Source organism: Paenibacillus sp. FSL R5-0749, from assembly GCF_038595085.1.
Lineage (GTDB): Bacteria > Bacillota > Bacilli > Paenibacillales > Paenibacillaceae > Paenibacillus.
In genome coordinates, this window is sequence record NZ_CP152005.1 from 6,198,486 (window position 1) to 6,223,007 (window position 24,522).

16 protein-coding genes are annotated in these 24,522 nt (G+C 50.7%); 1 reads left to right on the forward strand and 15 read right to left on the reverse strand.

Annotated features, from left to right (window positions below; genetic code table 11):
• Positions 1-65: 65 nt before the first annotated feature.
• The 3 genes from MKY85_RS27675 to MKY85_RS27685 all read right to left on the reverse strand — a co-directional run bounded on the left by MKY85_RS27675 (position 66) and on the right by MKY85_RS27685 (position 7,956).
• Positions 66-2,513 carry a transcription initiation factor TFIID gene (locus MKY85_RS27675; RefSeq protein ID WP_342571262.1) on the reverse strand — a complete coding sequence of 816 codons (2,448 nt, stop codon included), beginning with the start codon at positions 2,511-2,513 and terminating at the stop codon, positions 66-68.
• A 1-nt stretch (position 2,514) separates the two neighbouring features.
• Positions 2,515-5,904: a tubulin-like doman-containing protein gene (locus tag MKY85_RS27680; protein WP_342571263.1), complete on the reverse strand. Its 3,390-nt coding sequence runs from the start codon at positions 5,902-5,904 to the stop codon at positions 2,515-2,517.
• A 258-nt stretch (positions 5,905-6,162) separates the two neighbouring features.
• Positions 6,163-7,956 carry a vWA domain-containing protein gene (locus MKY85_RS27685; protein ID WP_342571264.1) on the reverse strand — a complete coding sequence of 598 codons (1,794 nt, stop codon included), beginning with the start codon at positions 7,954-7,956 and terminating at the stop codon, positions 6,163-6,165.
• Between the two features lie 408 nt (positions 7,957-8,364).
• On the opposite strand from MKY85_RS27685, the gene MKY85_RS27690 reads away from it, so the two are divergent.
• A complete protein-coding gene (locus MKY85_RS27690; protein ID WP_339238355.1) occupies positions 8,365-9,297 on the forward strand; it encodes a hypothetical protein in 933 nt (310 codons plus the stop codon).
• Between the two features lie 493 nt (positions 9,298-9,790).
• On the opposite strand, the gene MKY85_RS27695 is transcribed toward MKY85_RS27690, so the two are convergent.
• From MKY85_RS27695 to MKY85_RS27750, 12 genes are all read right to left on the reverse strand, one after another.
• Positions 9,791-11,377 (reverse strand): DEAD/DEAH box helicase, encoded by a 1,587-nt coding sequence (locus tag MKY85_RS27695; protein WP_342571265.1) that lies wholly within the window; start codon positions 11,375-11,377, stop codon positions 9,791-9,793.
• 451 nt (positions 11,378-11,828) lie between these two features.
• The gene (locus MKY85_RS27700) at positions 11,829-13,280 is read right to left on the reverse strand and encodes a SulP family inorganic anion transporter (RefSeq protein ID WP_342571266.1); all 1,452 of its coding nucleotides are present in this window, start codon (positions 13,278-13,280) and stop codon (positions 11,829-11,831) included.
• A 531-nt stretch (positions 13,281-13,811) separates the two neighbouring features.
• Positions 13,812-15,482 (reverse strand): AarF/ABC1/UbiB kinase family protein, encoded by a 1,671-nt coding sequence (locus MKY85_RS27705; RefSeq protein WP_339238360.1) that lies wholly within the window; start codon positions 15,480-15,482, stop codon positions 13,812-13,814.
• Positions 15,483-15,863 (reverse strand): polyhydroxyalkanoate synthesis regulator, encoded by a 381-nt coding sequence (locus MKY85_RS27710; RefSeq protein ID WP_342571267.1) that lies wholly within the window; start codon positions 15,861-15,863, stop codon positions 15,483-15,485.
• Positions 15,864-15,935: 72 nt separating this feature from the next.
• Complete coding sequence (locus tag MKY85_RS27715; protein ID WP_339238365.1) at positions 15,936-16,574, reverse strand: ThuA domain-containing protein; 639 nt, start codon at positions 16,572-16,574, stop codon at positions 15,936-15,938.
• Between the two features lie 44 nt (positions 16,575-16,618).
• Entirely contained in the window at positions 16,619-17,338 is a 720-nt protein-coding gene (locus MKY85_RS27720) for an SDR family oxidoreductase (RefSeq protein ID WP_342571268.1), read from the reverse strand.
• Between the two features lie 183 nt (positions 17,339-17,521).
• Positions 17,522-19,021, reverse strand: coding sequence for a cobyrinate a,c-diamide synthase (locus MKY85_RS27725; RefSeq protein WP_342571269.1), 1,500 nt, complete (start codon positions 19,019-19,021; stop codon positions 17,522-17,524).
• A gap of 356 nt (positions 19,022-19,377) precedes the next feature.
• Entirely contained in the window at positions 19,378-20,463 is a 1,086-nt protein-coding gene (locus MKY85_RS27730) for a cobalamin biosynthesis protein (RefSeq protein WP_339238370.1), read from the reverse strand.
• Entirely contained in the window at positions 20,456-21,253 is a 798-nt protein-coding gene (cobM, locus tag MKY85_RS27735) for a precorrin-4 C(11)-methyltransferase (protein WP_339238371.1), read from the reverse strand. The genes MKY85_RS27730 and cobM overlap by 8 nt, the downstream gene beginning before the upstream one ends.
• The gene (gene cobI / locus MKY85_RS27740; protein ID WP_342571270.1) at positions 21,250-22,065 is read right to left on the reverse strand and encodes a precorrin-2 C(20)-methyltransferase; all 816 of its coding nucleotides are present in this window, start codon (positions 22,063-22,065) and stop codon (positions 21,250-21,252) included. The genes cobM and cobI overlap by 4 nt, the downstream gene beginning before the upstream one ends.
• A gap of 11 nt (positions 22,066-22,076) precedes the next feature.
• On the reverse strand, positions 22,077-23,360 hold the full coding sequence (gene cbiE, locus MKY85_RS27745; RefSeq protein WP_342571271.1) for a precorrin-6y C5,15-methyltransferase (decarboxylating) subunit CbiE: 1,284 nt from the start codon (positions 23,358-23,360) through the stop codon (positions 22,077-22,079).
• The gene (locus tag MKY85_RS27750) at positions 23,323-24,459 is read right to left on the reverse strand and encodes a cobalt-precorrin-5B (C(1))-methyltransferase (RefSeq protein WP_342571272.1); all 1,137 of its coding nucleotides are present in this window, start codon (positions 24,457-24,459) and stop codon (positions 23,323-23,325) included. Before MKY85_RS27750 ends, cbiE begins: the two co-directional genes overlap by 38 nt.
• Between the last annotated feature and the right edge of the window lie 63 nt (positions 24,460-24,522).

The following is a 24,522-nucleotide window of genomic DNA, read 5'->3' on the forward strand; positions in this document are numbered from 1 at the left end:
ACCAGCCTTAAGCAGGCTGAGTTAATACAAGATTGTAGCAGGGTGTCATGACACAGCCAGACGCCTTAACGAATGGGTGACAACTTTTCCAACAGACCTGCGGGGTGAAGTTCATAGCCATTCTCCGTGTACGAGTCATAATATACCTTGCCGTTCCGATACACCATGAGATCCTCCAGATGGAAACCTCCCATCAGATTCAGCTTCTCCACTCCACTGCTGCGTTCTTCGTACACCACACCCAGCTTGTAGATGCGTGATGTCTCTTCGGCATGTGCCGCGTAGTCCATGAAAGCACTATGATGGTCACCAAAGAAATACTTCTCTTCATACCGATGTTCCTGCGTATAATCAAATACCCGTACCCGAACGACCGCCTGATCCTCCAGCGTGTGGTATAACCTGCGGAACAGATCATCCCGGGTCAATACGTCTTTGTCTCCGTAGGCAATCGTCACATTGGCCCGCTGCAACAGCTCTTCTTCAAATGGCAATTGCAACGGCTCGGCCGCAAGCAGCAACGAGTGACATACCTCCATCAGACGTTTGAGCAGACGGTCATCGCCTTCTGTCGCAAGCCGGTTCATGTCTCCCATGTAACGATCCTCGAACCATACATCCCGTCCGCGCTTGGCTTCCAGGTCGATGATTAGCTCTTCTGTCACTTTGCCGTAGTACTCCATCACGTTCTGACCGATGTATTCATCCGCAGCAGCGATACTTTGGGCAGCTGTCTCTCGCAGTGTGCGTTCCAGCGCTTCAAGTGCCGCAGTGACGTGGCGACTGAATTGGTGAAGCTCTTCCATCTCCGTATCGTAGATGCGCAGTAGATGTAATTCATTTTCCAGTCGCAGCAATTCTACCTTCGGTACGTACACTCGTTCCAGCATACAGTCAATCAGATTGCGTACATTCTGTTTATCACGGAACAACGCTCGTTTGAACGACTGATCTTCCACCCGCTCTTGCTGACGTTGCTCTAACAGTGCACGTGCCGATTCAAGCTGCATCGATTTATCACGAATCAGTCCGAGCAGCGCTTCACGAACACTGCCAGGCTCATTATCACTCCAGGCTGCCCATTGGAAGTATCCAACCTCTGGATGCTCCGCGCGGGATTGTTCGGCCTGACGGCGAAGAGAGCCGCCAGAACTGCGCTCGCGCACACGCTCTTCAACAAGCCGGACGACGTTATCACGGAAGTACGCTTCAGCGCCTTGTCCGAACAGCGCTCTCTCCGCTTCACGAAGCGAGAGCAGCTTCAGATCGGAGAAACTGACGTTATGCGTCATGATGCCACTCATGCCACTAACCAGATCTTCACCCGGCAACAGACCTTCAACTTTGCGTTCCACCGAGGCCGCGTCCAGTCCGAAGAAAGCAAGCTTGTCCTTGATGCTCCAATCCGGCTCCTGCCGCATGCGTGCGAGCAGGTACCGATACATGTGATATAAAACCGCCAGTGCTATCGGCTTGTTTGGCCGCCTGATCTCGGCAAAACCCGCACTTGCATAACCATGCTGATCAGAGGTGGTGCGAATATTGTTTTTGAAGGATGTATTGTTGTACGTGTTCGCTCCCGTGCTCGAAACGGTACCCGAGTGATTCGCATCCTGCTTCCTGTTCTTCAACAGGCAGATCCGGCAGATGATCTCGGCATTTTCAATCCAGCCACCGGGAACGCCGGTTCCACGCTCATTTTTGTCAGACAACAGATATACCAGATCATACAACGGTGACGCGTGATGTGTAACCGGAATGGAGATCCCATCCTCCGTCACCAGCAGATTACCGCTGAACGTGTAGTCCAAAGACTGCATATAATCCAGTTCACGCAGAAAAGCAAGACCTGCTGCGCTGGCATACCCGAAGGAATCCACCTGTTCCATCTCGCTGACCAATACATGCAGGTCTGTCTGCACCGACTTGAAGGCTTGGGACAAAATGATCTCCGTCAGCTTGGTGAGCTCTGGCAACAATACATTCAATGGATCATCGGCTCTGGTTACCACCGTAACGTAAATCCGATCAAATGACGAGTACAGACGTCCATATTCGGCAATGCGGTTACTGACCCGCCGAAGCGTACGATTCAGGTCATAGAGCGCCTGATCCGATTCGTGGAAACTGTGATGTACATCCTTACGCCGCGTTTTGGACGGCCGCTCCGTCTGCCCCGCGGACAGAGGCAAACGGTGACGAGTCACCTGGCCATCATCGGACGAGCCACTATTGCTCGTTTCACCCGGAGCCGTTTCCTGATCGTCTGTCCCGATCTGAATGTAGACCACACCGTCTCCGTTATCCCATTTCAGCCGATTGATCTCCTGCACAGCAGACACGGCAGGTGCAACCAGATCACCCACGAAAAGGAACAAAGCCGGGTAATGGATACTGCTGCGTCCATCCCCCAGGCTGCCTTGACGCTCCTGCTCCATTGCATACTGCGCTGCATACTTCTCCAAATCACGCTTCAGGGTATTGTTCGAATTGAACTCCATCCCGGTCACCATCTTACTTCAGCCTTCTGCGAATGTCGTTCAGCTTGGACGACATCGTTCTGTAGAACTGATAGATGTCTTCGCCGTTAGCCAGTTCTACCCGCTCATATTCGAGACGATCACGTGATTCCATGAACAGCGCAGCCAGATCATCCAGCTTTGTCAGCAATGGAGTGATATCTTCTGAAGCCGTCAGATCATTATCGCGGCGGGTGGCTTTGCGCAACAATGTACTGCGATCCTTCTCCGCCAGACCGCGGAAGTTGCCAAACACTTCATACTCGGCAAAGTTACGGCTCTTCATCAGGTTCGCAAACGGTTCCCAAGCGTCTTCTTCCGGGTCACGGTCATAGACGTAGAGCGCACCTTTTTTGACGATGGTGTCTGTATAGAGTGCTTCGATAAAGCGGTCGTACCACTGCTCTTCGTCCTGGTACTGGGCAAGAATGCCTTCGAGTTCGGCAACTTTGGCAGAGATGGCATTCATCTTCGCCAGTTCCTCACGAACGCGTGCGATCAGCTGCGGAGAGCGTACCAGGTTTTCTTTGGCCATATCTTCGTTAATACTGCCGAAAATATCCTTAACTCCTACACGTGGTAACCCTTCGGATTGCAGACGTTTCAGCTCAATCACCGCCCGCTTCACTTCGCCGAGGTTCGGCGTGGTGGACGTCAGACGCATGTCGTAGGCTGCCAGTTTGGCGGACAAGTCAAACGCTTCTGTTGTCACAATCGCATACCGGTTACTTGTATTCTCATCAATGGATTTGGCTGTCACGATGTTGTATCCGAGCGCCTGCTCGAATTCGTTACGCACACGGGCATTATACTGTTTCACACGGGTGTTCTCGTACACATCTCCCCATGATTTCTCTGGAATCGGAGATGGCAGATAGGTCCAGTTGTTTTTCTCCGTTTGTACCAAATGACGACCAATGCCTTCTTTGTCCAAAATGGTACGTTCATAACTTTCCTCATATACTTTGAGCGGTGTATACACAAAGAGTGGTACCCCGTTGCGGGTATTCAGCCAGAAGATCCGGTTACGCACTTCACTTTCCTTCACGGTAAAATGAGATTTGCCTACCGCATTGTTCTGATAATTGCGAATCCCTTTCAGAATACCTGGCGCCTGTGCCGGTACGGATACAAATCCCCATGAAGGGAAATGCAGACTGCCTGTACTGTTGCTCAGATTGAACACCGGAACGGCCTCATCATCCAGCTTGCCGGCAATAAAACGTTCCACGAATTTCTCGACCGACTCATCCTGACCGTATTTGATCACAAGGAAATCTTCCATGGAACGGGTAATCAGATCACCGAATTTCTCACTCAGGAAGTCGGAGATGGAGCTGACGATATCAATCTCGTTCTCTTTCACCCACTGGCTGGAGTTTTCCAGCAATTCACGAGAGAAGTCGCGGATCAGATCATCTGTATCACGCTTATCCAACAGCCCGTCCACCACACTGACGATATCCGGTACACTTACGACGTTCCAGTAGTATGTCTTGTTGCCTTTGTGATCGGATTGTTCCTCGCCGCGTGTCAGCAGGTCGCCATTCTTCGCGAATATCGAGCTAAGGGCGTTCAGCGTCTCGGTAAATACGTTATAAATGCGGCTGTTTTCCTGATTCAGCAACTCATACAGATCTTCATAGAACTCGATCATCTGATCGTTGCGTTCCACGTCGGCGTGCAGCCAGTACTCATGAATTTTTGCTTCAATATAAGCATTCTTTTTCTTCTCTTTGGAGACAAAAGCACTCTTCGCATCGCCCAGCTTCTCTTCGGACTGCTCCTGAGCTGCTTCAATATCACGCGGAATGCGGAAGGCATTCTCACGCAGGGTTTCAATGTACGACTGAATCATCTTCAGTACACAGAACCCTTTTTCCGTATAAATGAGACGAGATACATAGAACGGACCTTGTTCGGGATGCAAAAACATTCGACGGATCTGTTCGGTAAACTGACCGGCAATCTCACCCGGCAGTTGTTTCTTCGCCTTGATATATTCTTCACGGGCACGTGCCAGGAAGTTCTGCTCCAGTTCGGTGTCCATATTCACAACCTGGGATTTCACCACATTGCCATAGGATAGGCGCTCGCTGTTCTGATATCCAGGCAGCGGTTCTGGCACGCGCGCTTCGAAGGACTTGACCACACTTTCGAGATCAATGCCGAGCTTGCGGGCAAACTTCTCGGTATCCTCCTGGTTCGGCGCTTTGGAGAACATGGTATTCATTTTGTCGAACATGCGATACGCCAGATACGTGGTCATCTCTTCAATCGGCAGTACAGCCGAAGAGGCACCAATGATGTTGTAATCATAGTTGGCCGGGTACACCTTGTTCATCTGTGCAATGTTCGTGCGAATGTTGCTGATATAGTCATGGATCGCGAACTCCTCACCTGACTGCTTCTCCTCACTTGCCATGAAGTTGGTAATGTTCTCGGCCGTGACGTTCATGCAGTAATCGTAGGCGTTCTCCAGCAGCTTGCCTTCGGTATTCGTCGCAGAGATCAGATGACACAGGTTAAATGGAGGCAGTGGTGAGTTGACGGTTAAAATATTGCCGTACTTCTGTGTAAACCGCTCACCACGGCTATCCACGTTCATCCAATAATCCAGCTCTTTGAGTGCCGCATATCCGTTCTTGCGAATGTATTCGCGTGTGTGTTCGCTCAAGCTTTTGTTGGACAGGTTCACGTCTGGCGTGAACAGGTAGCCCAGCGTATTCACGCGGTCAATCCCCGCAGAGCCGTGATCCCGTTCGATAATGCCGCGCACGATATAGGAAATATCGAGAAAACAGCCGCTGCCTGTACCGCCGGACAGACCTGTCAGCAGGAACACCATCAGTTTTTTGTTGGTGCCTACGGATAAGGTTTTGATCTTTTTGTCGATGGCCTGAACAACCTGATTAATCTTGGTGAACAAGAGTAGACGTCCAGCCTGACGCACACCTGCAGCGCCATTCATGCCGTCCGTGATGCTCAGTTCGGGAGACAGCCAGTCCGTAATATACGGTTCCAGCACGCTGCGGTTCTGTAGCAGTCCGCCAATCTCGGCATTGGACAGCAAGACGAATTCATTGATCGGATCAAGTCCTATTCCTTTATACTTTTTGGCGCGATCCTGTTCGTTTGTCTCAAAAGCCAAAAATTCCACATTGTCCGGCTTGTCCATTTTTTTCTTGGATACCGGGTCCTGCGGCAGCTTGAAACGACGGTTGATCTGATATTTCAGTCGCAGCAGTGCATCAATTCCCGTTCCTCCCAGACCAATAATCAGAATGGGGTTATCAATGGTATCAACTCTGATCTTCTCACTGACAATGCCTCCGCCAAGTGATACATCCAGTTGCTGAATATGTTCTCTAACAATCGGTTTCATTCCATGTCCTCCCTTTAGTTAGACCAGTTGGGCACAAACTCATTACACTTGCCACTCCGATGACAGAATAACCTTCCGATCGCTGTTATCCCCAGATTTTTTCAATTCACTTTTACAAAGTGAAAATCCGGGGATAAAGGCGAACGCTTCCGCTTCTTCACGTTATTTCCGTCCTCTGCGTTCTCGTGTAAACAGTTGGTCCCAAATTTTATTGGCATTCCTTTTAAACCAAACAATCAATTTAAATCAAATAATCCTTCACACCAGGTACTCGATCAAAATCGTTTTGTCTGCCTGTTGCAGCGGGATGCTCAGTCGGTCACCGTTCTTCAGTTCAACGCCTGAGCTTGCATCGACTGCACGACCGGATTTCTCCAACGTACCGCCTGCGGTGTTACGAATGATAATTCGATCGCCATTGCTGGGCGTAAATACATATTTTTCGGTTTCCTTCAGCTCAGGGTCCAGTTGCAACAATTGATGCAGATGGAATCGGCCCCGGAAGGATACCAGCTTTTTATATTGTGGATATGACTTGTCGCCCGTGTTCTCATCACGAATCTCAACGATCATCTGACCGACAAAGCCCCGGTTTTTGCGTTTCAGCCAACCCATCAGGAACCAGACACCCACACCGACCACAATCAGGGCTACTACACCCAGAATGACAGGTAACCAAGGGAACGACTTGTCCTGTTCACCGCCTGGCGAGGTCGGTTGAGCACCGCTTCCGGTTGCTCCGCCTGCGTTAATCGTGATTGGCGCACTTTCACGGTAGAAGCTGTCTTCTTCCGCACGGATGACCAATTCGTAGTTATGATTGTCCGGTACTTCAAATGTTCCGGCAAAACCAGAACCTGTATTGTCCAGCGATTGTTCTTCACTTTTGCCTGTATCGACATCTTTCACAACCAGCGTGGCCTTCATATCTGCATACAGATCATTATCCTGAAGTGCCTGACCGCCATTCTCCAGTTTGGCAGCAAGATCAACCTTGTCCCCTTTGGTATAGGACTTGGTCTTAATCGGGTCCACAACGAGCTGAAGATCATAGTTGAACAGCAGGTTGATATCGATGCTGTCTTTCGGAGCCCCTTTTACCCGAAGTTTCCAGTCTCCCTGTTGGGGTTTCAACAGCTTCACGAGCGAATAACTCTTCGATGTCGAGAGCTTGGCTGCATCCGAGTTCAGGTCCACGGCTTGTCCGGAAGGGTCCATCAATTGCACTTCCACCGGCTTCGAGGACATAATCGAGATGTTTGCTTCCAGTACACTGTCATTTGGCACGTTCACGGTAACTTCCTGATAACTGCCGTTTCCTGTCACAGAGGGCAGCTTCACCACATTGAGTTTGGCATGATCGGCGAAGATCTCACTCAGAATCTGTGGCAGATCATCCGGCGTATCGGTAATGAATGACTTGCCTCCGGTCTGCTTCGCGAGGTCTGCGAGTGCATCCTTGTTCAACTTGCCATCTGCGTTCAGTCCTATTGTATACACCGGGATACCTTGATCCTGTGCTTCCTTCACGGATTTCGCCAGATCAGCGTCGGATTGTGCCTGTGTACGGCCTTTGGTTTTGTTAAAGTCATTGTTGCCATCCGCCAGCAGCACGATCATTGGCGAGTGAGATGGGTCTGCACCATGATTCAGTATGTTCATGGCTTCGGCGACACCAACTGAGACATCGGTGTATGGCCCCCGGCCGAGCTGATCAATAAAGTCCTTCAGGCTGCTCTTGTCCGCATCGGACTGAATCGTAAGCATTGCCTTTTCCCGCTCCACCTGATCGGTATAAGCGACAATCCCTACCTTGTCCCCTTGGACGGGCAGCATATCAATAAACATTTTCATGGCTTCATTACTGATCTTGTCACGGTCACTTGTATTCATTGAATTACTTACATCGGCTACAAGTACCGCATCGATTCCGCTCGTCTGTGCCTGAGCCGCTGCAGCGTGTGGCAGCAACGCCTGAGGTAGCAGTAGCGTTAGAATGGCCAGCAGAACCATCGTTCCGCTCAGCCAGCGTATTTTGCGTGTCCGCAGCATTGGGTGTACTCCTTCACGTTTGAGATTAAAATGGGAATAGTTTATTATAGGCGTCAAGCCTTAAGGAAATCTTAACAGTCTACTAATAAATTCTGAAAAGCACCCCTATCTTGAGTTACAGTTTTGTAATGACTGACAAAAATCGACGATTTCATGCCTTGAACTGGCACAAAAGTACCAACTATGGAAATATGATATAGTTATTGCCAGCAAACTGCAATATAACAGCGCTTGTTCACCAAGCCATAGAAGGGAACGGATTATGGTTACATACGGATGCCTCGCCATATTGTTTCTTTTTGTCATCATAAAGGTAATTTCACTCCAGCTTCATCGGCGGAAGCCGGTTTCCCGCGAAGACACGGATCGTACCCTCTACACTATTCTGAATGGTGAGCGTGATTGAGCATGAGTACTAAACTAGTCGTATCCATAAGACCATTTCATCGAACGACCTATGCCTATGAAAAGTTGCAAGTCTGCACACGTTGCGGACAGTATACCTGCCTGTGGGAAGATGAGTGCACAGCCTGTGGCAGGGGTACCCTGATTTCCGTTCAGGCGAAAGCGACTTCCCGTGTGAAACGTCGAATTGCACGCGACCTGTTCATTACCTTATTGTTCGGTGCAGCGGCCACCTATTTTGGTGAAACCATAGATCAGACCATGGCGGCAGCCAGCGTTTCCCTGTTGCTTCTGGCATTGCTGATCTTCATGCAGAATCGTTCGTTCGAAGTAGAGCAGCAGCGCGAGTTGAAGCGCATGTTGCAACAGGATGAGGAGCTCATCCGTCAGGGCATCAACCGCAACTGGGCTCTGGTCGCCGAAGCCCGCAAGCAGGATGAAGCACTGGCCTATGAGATGCTTCGCGAGATCGGCTCACTCGTCTTCAATGACCGGATTCGACTGCAACAGGTTGCGCTATTACAATCCTTTGTCCTGCGCAGTGATATGGACTTGCAGCTCAAACCCTTGCTGCTACGTAGCTTCGAGCGGCTGCTGGCTGAATATATCGGTGAGATTGCACGGCTTAAGCCGGAATTGATCCGGGAAGACGCGATTCGTTATATCGCAACCTATGAAGTGAACATTTTACAGCTCCACAATGGAATTCAGATTCTTACAGCCGTAGCTGCTGCTGCCGTGCGCAAGAGTAAATATATTGAGTTATTCCCTAGTCTTATTACCCGCTACGCTCGCTTTATGCCCAAAGATCGATTCATGAGACTTTATCACACGATTGAACGCTATCCGAGCAAAGCACGCGGAGGACTGGCGGAGTCGGTGGGCCGAGTGTATAACGAGAAATATCGGGATCAGTACGCAGATATTCACATGTAGGGATGACATACTGGAACTGAAAAAACGTAGTTTAGTGCAAACTCACTCCGTGTATATAGACGATTGCAATTTCATCCATCCCTGCATGCCCATCAACACCACGAATCAAAGGTTATGCTTCTAATGATATAAGAATTCAGCCAAAAACACCCCATCCTTAGGTCTAGGATGAGGTGTTTTGAATTTTATGGAAGTTTGCCGAGTGTTGTCCGCAGTACACGGTCAAAAGAAAAACTAGGTGGCCAATATCTAAATGGCATTTTCCATGGATCAAGCAGGCTTGCCAACAGGCACTCGCAGATGACAAAAAGAATAAGCGGAAAGAATCATCTGTCCTGTTGAAAAAGGGCCGCGACGTGGTTCCGCCCGCGACCCTTGATCTGAGGGGTTCGGTACATCTGTACCCGAACCCTCTCATATATGCCATGCCAAACGCTGTGGCATGGCATAGTGCCTGCGCAACTGCGGCTATATCGCCGCTTGCGCCAAGGCTTTACCGTCCGCGACGAGAATCGCGACGGTCGCCCTTCGCCGGTCCGCGTCCTGCGGATTCCGGACGGCGAGTGCCTTCGCTGCTGCGCCCGGAGGTGCGCTTGTCAGCACTACGGCCAGCCCAGCCGCTGCTGCGCTCATCGCCACTGCGACCTGCACTGCGTCCGCCTTGGCTCGCACCGCGGCTACTGCTGCGGCCACCTTGGCTTACTGCGCCTCGACTGCTGTCGCTGCTACGCGCAGAGCCACGGCCTGCACTGCGCTCGTCCCCACTGCGGCCACCGCTACGACCACCACTGCGTCCACCTTCGCCACCGCGGGAACCACGCCCCCCACGTCCGCCATCTCTGCGATCGTTACGGCCTGCACCGCGACGTGCGCTGCCTGTTCCGGAAGAGCGCCCGCCTCGTTCGTCATCCCCCTGACTGTTGATGGAACGTCTAGCTGCTCCTGTTGATGCAATTGGACCTTCGCTCGTCCACTGAATACGGGACAGCTTCTGGTCGATCCCTTGTTCAATACGTGCAAGTTCAGGTCTGTCGTGCTCTGTTGCAAACGTTACAGCAAGACCTGTACCGCCTGCACGGCCCGTACGACCAATCCGGTGGATATAACTTTCCGCATCATGCGGCATATCGTAGTTAAAGACATGCGTTACACCTTCAACATCAAGTCCACGTGCAGCTACGTCTGTAGCAACCAGCACTTGCAGTTTGGCATCGCGGAATGCTTTCATGACGTTCTCACGCTTGGATTGGGACAGATCTCCATGAAGTTCATCACTTGCATAACCTGCTTCACGCAGATCTTGGTTCAGCTTGGATGCACGACGCTTGGTCCGGCAGAAAATAATCGCCAAGTATGGGCGATACGTATCAATCATGCCGCGAAGTGCTTCAAGCTTGCCGCGATCCGTACATTCCAGCACCTGCTGGCGAATTTGTTTGATCGGGATTACCGATTGCGAGGATACTTTTACATCTTCCGGATCTTTCATATAGGTCTTCGCAAGGTGGCGAATACCCTTCGGCATCGTTGCGGAGAACAGCATCGTTTGGCGTTTGTGTGGCAGCTCGCTAAGAATCGTCTCCACATCGTCCAGGAAGCCCATGTGCAGCATTTGGTCGGCTTCATCCAGCACCAGTTTTTTGACATTATTCAGCTTCAACGTGCCCCGGCGCAAGTGATCCAGGAGACGACCCGGTGTACCGATAACGATCTGGGTGCCGTTCTGCAATTTACGCAGTTGCTTGTCCACATCCTGCCCGCCGTATACGGCAAGCACGTGCAGTTTATCGTCGTTTGCCGTGAGCTTCTTCGCTTCTTCCGTAATTTGCAGCGCAAGCTCACGCGTAGGCGCGATAATCAACGCTTGCGGCGAACGGTCAGATACATTAATTTTCTGAATAATCGGCAGCAAAAAAGCCAGCGTTTTCCCTGTACCTGTCTGTGCCTCGGCGATAATATCGCGTCCACCCAGCAGTACCGGAATCGAACGCTCCTGTACCGGAGTCGGCACGGCGATGCCCTGATGTTTCAGGATCTCGCACCATTCCGGGCGAATGCCCAGTTGTTCAAAGTTTGCCAATCGTTACACCTCTGTATATTCATTTAGATAAGTCCATTTCATAATGACTTCAGTATCAGTATCTGCCATTAAGACTAGTTTTCCTTCGTTCAATCATGATTATGAAATGAATTTTTTAAAAAGCAATCCACTCGTTGCTCTTCTTCTCCATACCCTGTAGTTTACACGTTAGTCAAGCAAAACAAAAGGGGATACAGCGTTACACCCCCAAGTTGTAGCACAAAACCCCAAGATCAGCTTAACTTGTATCGACCAAGTGAGTTTGAGTCGGGTAGTAAGAGACTCTAAGTCTGCCTTCAGGTTGCTGATCTGTGGATATAACCGACCTAGCATGCCTCAGGCTCAAAAAAAAACAGCGATGCCCTCTCCCCGATTTCCGGAAAAAGTGCGCCGCTGATTATAAATCATCTTTTTGTGTTATCTATTCGCTGTTTACTTCGTTCCAACCAAGTTACGAACCGTGTCCGCTAGCTGTGGCAAATCCACTCCGTTCAAGAATACGGGAGCTTTCCTCGTTTAACCCACGCAGGTGCACGGTTTTGCCCAGCTTCGCGTATTTAAACTTCACTTTGCCAATGGCCACAACCGCGGTATTATCCCAGATATGTGACCCTCCGAAATCAATCGTGATCTCCTTCGGATCAGCTTCTGCATCGAATTCATCCACGAAGCGGGACGAAGATCCAAAGAAGAACGGTCCGTGAACCCGGTACACCTTCTGCCCTAGCTCCTGGCTCGCCTGTACGCGAATCTTGGTCTGTTTCCAGCCAAAATGCAGCACACTTAGCACAACGCCGACCATGACCCCAATCGACAGATCGTGGGTATAGACCACAATCGCCACGGTCACGATCATGACAAAGGCTTCCGCGCGTGGCACGCGAGCAATATTTTTGATGGAACTCCAGTCGAATGTTCCGATACACACCATAAACATTACACCGACGAGCGCACCCATCGGTACCTGCTTCACCACACCGCTGAACAGCAGCAACAGGATTGCGAGAAATGCACCCGCAGTAAACGTGGATAATCTCCCACGTCCACCAGACTTCACATTAATGACCGACTGCCCAATCATCGCACAGCCGCCCATGCCGCCGAACAAACCGTTCACAAAGTTCGCAATACCCTGACCACGCACCTCACGGTTCTTGCTGCTCTTGGTCTCGGTCATCTCATCCACGATGGTTGCGGTCAGCAGGGATTCCAGCAGCCCAACCAGTGCCATGGTAAATGAATAAGGCAGCAGAATCATCAGCGTATCCCAAGTCCATGCAATATTCGGCAAGTGGAACATCGGCAGGGTACTTGTGAGATTTCCCATGTCCCCTACTTTACTTACATCCAGATGAAATACCACCGTAATAATCGTCATCACGATGATTGCAATCAATGGAGATGGAGCAGCTTTGAAAAAACGTGGCAAAATATAAATGATCGCCAGCGTGCCCGCCACCATCGCATACATAATCCAGTTCGCTCCCGTGAAGTGAGTTAACTGCGCCATAAAGATCAGGATCGCCAGTGCGTTCACGAATCCGGTCAGTACCGAATGAGGGACAAACGTAATAAATCGCCCAACCTTAAATATGCCTAGTAGAAACTGGATAACACCCGTCAGTATCGTAGCTGCAAAAAGATATTCCACACCATAATCCTTGACGAGTCCAACCATCAGTACCGCCATTGCACCCGTTGCAGCCGAGATCATACCGGGTCTTCCACCTGCAATCGAGATCACAATCGCAATGGTAATCGAAGCGTACAGCCCGACCATGGGATCGACTCCTGCAATGATGGAGAAAGCAATGGCTTCCGGAATGAGCGCCAGCGCTACCGTAATGCCTGCCAGCACATCTCCGCGAATGTTGCCAAACCATTGTTGTTTTAAAGTATTCATATGTTCTCTACCGTTCCTCCTACATGTCATTACTCAAATTGGAAGATGACCCTGAAGCTTAACGGAAGCATTCATCACTAATCAATACACTCAGCAATTAATAACAGTGTGTGAGACAGCACAAAATAGCGGAATCTTCTCCGCACAATTGCCTATGCATCTAAGTTACATGCTCATTCACCACCCCTATCGTATGGATAGTTGGATGAATCATCATGTCTGTTTTCCGTTCCAGTGTTTTGCTTCTGTTCCGTTACAACGATCAGTTATCTTCCTTGTGTGACATCCTGGTCTGCTCCAGATGCCCATGGGTTTCCCTCTCTCAGAGAAACCGGGTCCGTTATTCTACTGACCTATTATTATAGTCACTGGAATCAATATGTACTAATACAGTTAAGCCCTAAAAATAAAACCTTATCTCCTATTATCTTAATATTTCTGTGATATACTCATCCATCCTCTATTCACGAAAAATAACCCGCAAAGATCCTTTGAAGAAGGTCTCTTTACGGGTATTCTCGCGATACTATGTTAGAATCTTCCTGATTTGAATATCGAATAGAGCAGGAAAGCCACCATCAGAATCGCCACCAGGAAACCAATCTCAATGACCGGAATATCCCATAGCATCGTGGACTGATGACTGATCGACGAACCGATAATCAAGCCTACCATGATGATACAGAAGGCGAGCAGCACGATACTAAAGGATAGCCGATTACTAATCTGGTCCATTCTGCGCATGAGTGCATCGAGTTCAGGGACACTGATCTCCAGCCTCAGCTTACCTTTGCTAATAATGGATGATAACTGTCTTAACTGCCCTGGCAGACCAATGACACTCTCGGCCATATCAGCCGCACTGCGGAACAACCGATTCTTGATTCTTCCCGCGCTAAAACGTTCCTTAATTAGCTTACGGCCAAAAGGTTCGGCCATATCCACAATACTCAGGGAAGGGTCAAGATGTTCAATAACACCCTCCATCGTCAGCAATGATTTACCAAGCAGGAGAATATCGGCAGGCATGACCACCCGGTGCCTCTGGGCTACGCCGAACAGATCATTCAACGCCTGACCCACACTAATCTTGGAAAAGGGAATATCGTAATATTTGGTACGCAACTTGTCCAAATCCACATGAAGACCGCGCAGATCCATGTCATCTGGCATCATGCCAAGCTTCTCAATGGCCCGGATCATGCTGTCCGTATCTTTGCGCATTAACCCAATAATAAGGGAAGCAAGCTGCTGTTTCATCTCATCGCTCAGGCTACCAACCATACCGAAGTCTATAAAGGCAAGACGTCCATCCTTCAATACCATCAGGTTGCCCGGATGTGGGTCAGCGTGGAAGAATCCATGAATAAAGATCTGATTTAATAATGAGTCCACTAACCGCTCAGCAATATTGTTCAGATCATGGCCGCGTCTGACCAATTCATCACGATCATTGAGCTTGATCCCTTCAATATACTCCATAGTCAGCACACGCGAAGACGTCTGATCCCAGTAAATTGTCGGAATTTTCACCTTGTTGTCCTGTTGGTATTGCTGTGCAATCTTTTCCGTATTTCGGCCTTCAACCGTATAATCCAGTTCAGCCATCAATGCCTGAGCATACTCTTCTACCATCTGCGGAATCTGATATTGCTTCACCCAATCCCAGCGCTTCTCGGCCATGGCTGTCAGCTCACGCAAAATATCCAGGTCACGCTGCACAATACGCGATATACCGGGTCGCTGAATCTTGATGGCTACCGATTCACCGCTTCGAAGTTTGCCCAGATGCACCTGGCCAATGCTGGCCGCAGCTACAGGGGTATCCTCGAACCGGGAAAAGATCTCCTCCAGCGGTGTATCCAATTCCTGTTCCAAAATACCCCGTGCCGTCTCGGAAGAGAACGGCGGGACCTGATCCTGCAACTTCACCAGCTCGCGAATGACAGACTCAGGCAATAGATCTGCCCTTGTGCTTGCGAGTTGCCCCAGCTTGACGAAAGCCGGCCCCAGCTCCTGCAGCACAAGCCTGATGCGTTCACTCAGCGTTTTGGTGGTATGTGCTTCACGCGACATCCACCGTCTGGGCAGAGCGAGCAACTGGAACAGCCCCAGCTCCTCGACCATATAACCGAAGCCATGACGCACCAGCGCCATGGCAATTTCACGGTATCTGCCGACATGTTTGATTCGCACGGCCATCTACTCGATCTGGTTTCCTTTGAGAGGAGGAGGAACTTCAAGTGGAGCCGGGGATTCATCAGGTTGAAGCTGTGGTGAGTGGCCCAGTTCGGCAAGTTTTTTCTCCAGAACGGCAACACGCTGTTCCAGACTGGTTACATCGCTTTCGGATGCCACACCTGCTTCCTGAAGCACGCGTTTGACCTGTTCCTGAATCACTCTCTTGAACTGGCCTTGCTCTTCATCGCCCCGTTCCATCAGGCGTTCAACCAAAGCTTTGGATTCACCGGGTGCAAGTTCCCCGCGTTTGACCAAATCATCCACGGTTTTCTCAATTTTTTCTTTGCTTACGACAGTAAGTCCAAGCCCTAACGAGATCGCCTTTTTGAACAAATCGCTCATTTTTGTCATCCTCCTCTTCGTTGATCTCTATATTATACCCCTTCTACTCCGCATGCAAAAATGTCCGTCCGATCAGACATAACGCGCAGCCCATTTGCCTGCTTGCAGAAGTAACTTGCGGTACGTTTCGTGCGCAAAAGACGGTACATGGTGACCCGGCATAAGATAAACAATACGTCCAACACCATATCGATGAGCCCAAACCGCAGGCTTCGGTCCATCTTCGGATTGATATTCCAGCAATATTTTCGTTTCGGCAAAAGAACCAAACTCGAACTGATACGGTTCTTCTTCCATTGTGAAATTCGAGATACCCTCCGTCACGGGATGGCTTTCTCCCGTTACAGTGAATTCAAGTGGTGCATAAGCCGGATGATGCAGGAACTTGGCACCGATCATCTGTTTGAGTTCATAACGATTTTGGAGCGAAATGCCGTTATGTATAATGACCAGTCCCCCCCCATTACTCACATAGGACAACAAACCTGCTGTCTGCTGTGGAGAGACTTTCCCCTTCCAATCGTCCATGTAGGAGATACACACATCAAATCCGGTTATATTTTCTTGCAGCAGCATATTTCGATTCTCACTGCATTGTACAGTCATCGTATCATGGAAAATCCGGCTGATCTCCGCATCCACACCCTGAAGCGGGTGCCAGTCCGGATGTGTATAATCGCCTAGTAGCAATGCTTTTTTACGTTGATCCATTCAATCAATCTCCTTTCTTGTTCACCTCACTGTATAAAAACCAACTACCAGGGGAGTTTCTCTCCCTTGTAGTCCACATATGCGGGCTGATCTCCTTTAAATTGTTCATGGCGGTCGATAAGTACAGCGATATGCTGTGCAGATTGCTCGGGCGTGAGATCCGCAGAAGCATCCAGTTCACCCCGCATATAACTCTGTACCCAACCAGGATGTACAAGCATCACTTGTCCGCCTTCATGCTTCAGACCATTGTGCACAAGACGGGCCTGCATGTTCAAAGCAGCTTTGGACATGCAATAGGCAAACCACCCATCCCGACTGCATTGCTCTATGCTTCCAGCCTCGGAAGAGATATCAACAATCAGTTTGACCTGTCCTTGAAGAAGGAGGGGTAACAGGGAATGAGTCACGCGCAGTGTACCTAAGGTATTCACATTAAATACTTCAGCCATCTCCGCCATATTCATCGGCCCGTGGATATGATCCGTAATACTTCCTAGTATAGCCGCATTGTTGATCAGCATATCCAAATGATTCGTATCCAGCTTCAATGTCTCCGTGAACAGAGCCACCGACAGGTCGTCCGCAATATCTAATTCGATGGCGCGCAGATGGTCAGGATATCCTTCTGCAAGCATGCGAATTCCCTCGGAATCTTCCACGTCCAGACCGGCCGCATACACGAGATATCCTCTCTTCAGCATCTGTGCCGTCAAAGCGAGCCCCAATCCCCGAGCAGCTCCGGTTACACATACAGTTCTCATCCTGATGTCCCTCCCTCGCATAATGATTCTGTCTTTAACTCATTCCACATATTCATCTGAAAACCTTTAATTCGAAAATGGGATCGCCAACTTCACGACCAAAGACTCATGAGATAAAAATCAGATTAGAGCCATTTTGCTTATTGAATTCAGCCATCGTTTTGAACTGTCTAACCGTTGCTTTCACTCCTGAATATATCGCTCCTTCCGATAAGCCTGACAATGCTCCACCCATCTTCGTGCGGCTGCCGGGTAAGAGCCTAGATGAACGTGCGTATACCCCGCCACGATGTTGCCTGCCGCATATCCTTCTTGCTTCAAGCCACGTAACCCTTTGGTCTCATACGCATAAGGGATCGTCTCTTCGTCACGATAGCTCATCGTGGAATAATGAAATTCATGACCCCGAAGTACCTCACCCTTTTTCAGCAAAAAGGAATCCTGAACGCTGCTCACTTCACGGTATCCAAGCGCAGCTCGCTTCTTCTGCATCTGCACCTGTGCGGGGATAATGCCCGCCATCTCGAAGGTAAAACCATCACGGTCGGTCAACGTTTCTCCGAGCACCATGTAGCCCCCACACTCAGCAAATAATGGCATGTTGGATTGTGCTGCCTGACGAAGCCCTTCCAAAAACCCTTGGTTACCCGCAATGTCTGCTGCGAATTCCTCAGGAAATCCACCACCCAAATAGATGCCGTCCACATCCGTTGGAATACCTTCACCAGCGAGTGGACTGAAATATTGTAATCGAACCCCGGCTGCTTCGAGCAATTCCAGATTGTCGGGATAATAGAAATTAAATGCCGCATCACGCGCAACGGCAATAACAGGCTGTAATGCATATGATACTTGTCGATTATTAACGTTAGTCATTGAATCGGAATGTGAATCGTAATTTGAGATTGATTCAGCATGATCTGAATCCGTGTGGACAGCGGTTGAAGGGCTCATGTCTTCTGCATTGAGCGGTGGAGCACTTGCCGCCAGTTCAAGCAGAAGATCCAGATCAGTGCCTTCCATCAGCACATCGGCAGCCCTCTGGAATAATGGCTCCAGTTCACCGCGTTCAATGGCAGGCACAAGTCCCAGATGTCTCTCCGGGATGGACATGCCCTCGTCCCGCTTCAGCCAGCCAACCACCGGAATGCCGCACATCTGCTCAATGGCTTTTTTCACAATGGTATAATGCCCCACACTTCCACACCGGTTGACGATCACTCCGGCAATGTTTAATTCAGGCTCCAACTGTTGAAAACCCAGTACAATCGCGGCTGCACTGCGAGCCATGCTGCGTACGTCCACAACCAGGATCACAGGGGTCTGCGTGACCAGAGCAATCTCTGCAGTTGAACCTGTATTACTGAGCGGATCTTTGCCATCGTAGAGGCCCATAACGCCCTCGATAATGGAAATATCATGTCCGGCTGATGCCTGCTGGAACGTATCTCTCACATACTCAGGTGATGTCATCCATGCATCCAGATTACGTGACGGTCTGCCCGTAACGGCAGTATGATAGGTCGGATCAATATAGTCCGGGCCGCATTTGAACCCTTGTACACTCAAACCACGCCGGGCGAGTGCTCTCATCAGCCCCAAGGTTACTGTCGTTTTTCCTGCACCACTTCCGGTGCCTGCAATGATCAGTCGGGGTCTGGCGTTACGATCTGCAATGGTCATTGTCATTTCCACCTTTTCTTGCGATATCGAATATCGAATCCTTCAGCTCCGCTGAGAACGTATAAATTCTATAATCCAAACAAAACCGCATCACATAGCGATGCGGTCAAGATTATTGCACTCTCTTTATTCATAAAATGAATGTTACACAATAATGGAGAGGACAGAAATAACCTGAAGAAGCGACGTTAGAAGTTTTCTGAAAGAAAGCTGCTTCGTAACATACAACTGACCTTTATCACCAGATTTTATCCTTTAAAAAGGGAATCAAAAATCCATGGATAACAGCGATTGAAATAGTATTCTGTCATCGCAGTGCTATTGTGTAAAGTAGATTCATTTCATGCATATCTCTACTAAAATAAAACGCGTGCAACGGAGATCGTCAGATTGCCGCTCTTTTTCTTCTCCAACAGCCAATGATCCGCTCCGGAGGAAAGCAACGCCGCAGGTTCACTTACGCCATATGCTCCCGTATATTTGAATACCGTCTCGGATGGATTCGCAAGCTTCACTGTATTCAGTTCCTCAGGGGTGTAGGTTACGAGTTCCCAGCCATATTTGGCGCAGAGGGCCAACAGGCCTTCTTCATCTTTTTTCAGATCAATCGTGGCAATGTTGCGCACACTCTTCACGGAAAGGGATAACTCTTCCAAGGTAGCAAGGACTTCCTGCTCCAATTCCTCGACAGATGTGCCGCGATTACAGCCCATGCCGAGCACGAGGCTTTTCGGACGATATAATACACCATTGGTAAGAAAACGTTGCTCTTCTTCTGCCGAAAGCAGACGGTCACTAACGACCAGCGCAGCATTGAACGGGAAGGATTCCGTTTCCTCCAGACTGCTGAAGACACGGATATGATCCGGCACGGGTTTGTTATATCTCCACCAGTTCCGCTCCCCCGTCTCCTGAATGAGAGCCACAGGTTCTTCATTCACAACAGCCGCACTGACAGGGGTTGCCTTGTCGAAGCTGTCTACGATCCAGCCCAACTCCCGCCCAAACATGTCCACCGGAATGGTGCCTTGCACGTCTGAAGCTGTCGTGATAACAGCACGTGCGCCGAGTACCTCCGCAACCTGACGAGTTAACTCATTTGCACCGCCAAGGTGACCAGACAGCACGCTGATGACATTTTCGCCGCGGTCATCAATGACCAGGACGGCAGGATCGACTTTTTTGTCCACCAGAATTGGAGCGATCATACGCACAACTGCCCCCAGGGAGATAAACAGAATGATGCCATTATATCGTTTGAACAAATCAGGCAAAATCAGCTTCACCGAGCCTTCGAACAACTCAAAACCCAACTGTTCCTCATCGCCACGAGCAAACTTGCTCATATAATACACGTCTGTACCCTGGAACTGCCCTGCCAGATTACGCACCATCTCCACACCATGCTTCGTGATGGCAACAGCTGCAAACGGATTACTCACCGGACTTCACTCCCTTACGGTAGCCATGGGTGAAGGATTTATCATACAGCTTGGAACGGTGGGCATCGCGGTTCACGAGATCCGGGTCAAGCGCCCAGCCTGCCAAGATCATCGCATGCATTGTAATGCCGGCGGCACGCAGATCCGCTGCCAGATTGGCAAGCGTGGTCCGTACAATCTTCTGATCAGGCCATGTTGCCCGCTGCACAACTGCCACAGGAGTATCTTCACTCCAGCCTGCGGCGAGGAATTCAACCACGACTTTTTTCGCCAAAGTCGCACTCAGGAAGAGCGCCACCGTACAGTGATGGGATGCCAGATCACGCAGCTTCTCCCGTTCAGGCACAGGGGTACGACCTTCTGCACGTGTCAGAATAACGGTCTGCGTCAGTTCTGGTACGGTCAATTCCGCCCCTAGTGCAGCTGCTGAAGCAAAGACCGAACTCACACCCGGAATGATCTCATATTCCACGCCCTGCTGTTTCAGCAGTACCATTTGTTCCAGAATTGCGCCGTACATCGCCGGATCACCCGTATGCACACGAGCTACACTGCGACCCGCACGAGTGGCTTCACACATCAGCTCAACCTGACGCTCCAGATCCATGCCAGAGCTTTGCAGCACTTCTGCTTCGGGCTTCGCAGTTGCAATCAGTTCATCGTTCACGAGGGAATCCGTATACAGCACCAGATCTGCACTTCTCAAAATGTTAGAACCTTTCACCGTGATCAAATCCGGATCGCCCGGGCCCGCGCCTACGATATAGACTTTCGCTTCCAATGTCTTCATTTGCTCACCACCATCAGGCTTAGATATTCCAGCTCCTGCCCTTTCAATTCACGGGCATCGCGCCAGACCAGTTCATATGGAGAAGTGACCTTGGTGACAACCGACGCTTTGCCGCCGAGTCCCATCTCGTCCAGCAATTCCAGCATCGGGTCAAGCACCTTCGCCACTTTGATAAATACAATCGTATCGTGATGCTCAATTGCCTGCCGCATGGCTTCTTTATCTGCCGTAGCCGGAATAATGCCCACCTGTTCGTCTCCGTCTGCCAGATGAATATCCAGCGCTGCCGCTGCACCCAACACGGATGAGATACCCGGGATCGAACTAATCGGTACTTCAGGATGCAACTCTCGCATCAGCCGGGCCAGATGAATAAATGTGCTGTAGAGGTTCGGGTCACCCTCAGTTACAAAAGCCACATCCTTGCCTTCCTTGAGCGCGCCCCAGCATGCTTCAACGGTCTTGCCCCACTCGCGTTCAAGCACAACCGGGTCCTTGGTCATCGGGAAGATCAGGCCAAGCATCTCTTTTTCTTCCGGGTTCACATACAGTTCCACAATCTCGTGGGCGTATGATTTACCGCCTTTACGTTTCTTTGGATATGCAACCACCGGGCATTCGCGAATCATCCGGTACGCTTTCACGGTAATCAGCTCCGGGTCTCCCGGCCCAACACCCACGCCATACAATGTACCGATGGCTTGGTGATCTGACGATTCATTTTCCAGTGGTTCTGCGGAAGTGCTTCCCCACGCTGTATTTCCTGTTGTGCTTGCAGTTGTTGTGCTAATGCTGCTCTCCCCCTTGTTCATTCATTAAAAAATCACTCTGCTCCGTCTGCGGATTCCGTTTCTTCGGTTACTGTGTGTTGTCCTGTGATCACGTAAATCGGATTCAATCCGTCAAAACGGGTCATATTCAGGATCGGCTTGCTGCGCGCCGTCTGAAGTAACGTCACGGAGGCGTCCATCCCTGCTTCGCGCATCGCCTTCATGCTGTCATGCAGCGTCTCGATTGTCGCTGCATTCACTACGAGGCGTCCCTCCGGGCGCAGCCGGGACGCACACAGGGCGATCAGCTGGCCGAGTTCGCCGCCGCTGCCGCCAATGAACACCGCATCCGGATTCGGTAGTTCGTCCAGCCCTGCTGGTGCTTTGGCATGAAGGACGGTGAAATCTGTCCGGAATTTGATCCGGTTGGCCTCGATGTTCACGAGGTCACCTTCGTTCTTCTCGATGGCGAAGACCTGCCCCCGCGGCGCCAGCCGCGTGCACTCCACCGCCACCGAGCCTGAACCTGCGCCGATATCCCACACGATGCTGTCCTCGCCCAGTTTCAGCTCGGACAAGCTGAATGCGCGGACTTCACGCTTGGTGATGAGGCCTTTTTCGGGTTTGCGCTGATGGAATTCCTCATCTGCAAACCCGAAGCCTTTGCGCGGCGCTGGTGCACCCTTGCGGCGCAACAAAATCACGACGTTCAGCGGGCTGCATTCTGCTGCCGCCAGCTCGTCGAGGGTGTAATGGCGGGCACGTTCGTCTGCGCCGCCCAGGTTCTCGGCAACGTAGGCATCATACTCGGTCATGCCGAACTGTTGCAGATAAGCCCCGATCGCAGCGGGGCTGTTGTGCTCATCCGTGAGCAGCGCAATTTTGGCTTTGCCATCGATGCGCTGGGCGAGGCCTTTGAGCGGGCGACCGTGCACGCTTTCGAGCACGGCATCGTGCCAGCTCTCGCCAAGCTGGGCAAATGCCAGCTGCAGCGAACTGAGATTAGGCCGGATCTCCAGTTGATCCGGGCCGATTTGGCGCGCTAAATACCCGGCGATGCCGTAGAACAGCGGGTCACCCGAGGCAAGCACAACGACGTTGTGTGTGGCCTGCAACGCTTTTATTTTCACAACGAGATCGCTTAAACCGCTCTTAATCGCTAACCGCTCACCTGCAAATGCAGGGAAATACTCTAACTGGCGCTCTCCGCCAACGAGTACATCTGCCTCCTGAATGAGATTCAGGCTATCCGTTGTTAATCCTGCCGCGCCTTCTTCACCCACACCGATAATGCGGATTTTACGATTCTTTGCTCCAGTTGCTGTCTTCGAGTTCACTAATTTCCGCCCTCCCCAGTTCCATTCCTTTCATTGTTACCAATACTACTTCCACCGTTACGCCGCCCCCGGCATGTTCCAGACAGTGCCGACAGGCGTATGTACATAACTTTTCAAAATAGGGCAAGTACCCGGCTTCGGTCATCATATCTGCCACCTGAGTCGCCGTGTTGGCTTCCTCAATCGCTTGCGCCAGTTCATCCCCGGCTCCGGTCTCGCGGGCCACGGACGCAAGAAATCCAAAATCCACCGGCGCACTCTTGGAGTGCACCATCATGACGCCTTGGGCCACTTTGGCAAATTTGCCTGGCATCCCAACCAGAGTGATGCGTTTCATGCCCAACCGTTTACCGTGTTTGATCGCAAAGCCAACAAAGTCGCCCATCTGGATAAAAGCTTCCTCCGGCAGTTCGGGCATCATCTTCATGGCGTATTTCTCGCTACTGCCGCCCGTTGTCAGCACAATATGTTCACATTCAGATGCCTGAGCAACGGAAATCGCTTGTACCACACTCGCTCTGTAGGCAGAAGTCGAGAATGGAACAACCACGCCGCGTGTACCTAAAATGGAGATGCCGCCCAAAATGCCCAGACGGGAATTCAGTGTCTTCTTCGCCATCTCTTCGCCGTCCGGCACGCTGATCACAACCCGCACGCCTCTGGCTGTGCCGTGTTCGGCGAGCACTTGGGTGACGGCTTCGGTAATCATACGGCGCGGAACGGGATTGATTGCCGCTTCGCCTACAGGCACGGGCAGTCCAGGCTTCGTGACTCGGCCTACGCCGATGCCCCCATCCAGCTCCATGCCCGGCTCGTCCCGCCAGGACACATGTGCGATAATCTTCGCCCGATGTGTGGCATCGGGGTCATCCCCGGCGTCCTTGATGGTGGCACAGGTTGCTACGCCATCGGACAGTTCCTGCTCGATCAGTTCGAACGAGTGGTCAAAGCCCGCGGGCAATGAAACCACGGCCTGTGCAGGGACATGGCCCGTTAACAGGAGCTGCGTCGCTCCTTTGGCAACGGCTGTGGCACACGCACCTGTGGTGAAGCCGGAACGCATGGGTTTGTCGGGATCTGGTGTATTGCCGCCTTTCATGGGTTTTGAACCTCCCGTCCTTTAATTAGCTAGTTTAAATGAGGTGAAAATTATGCTGTGTGC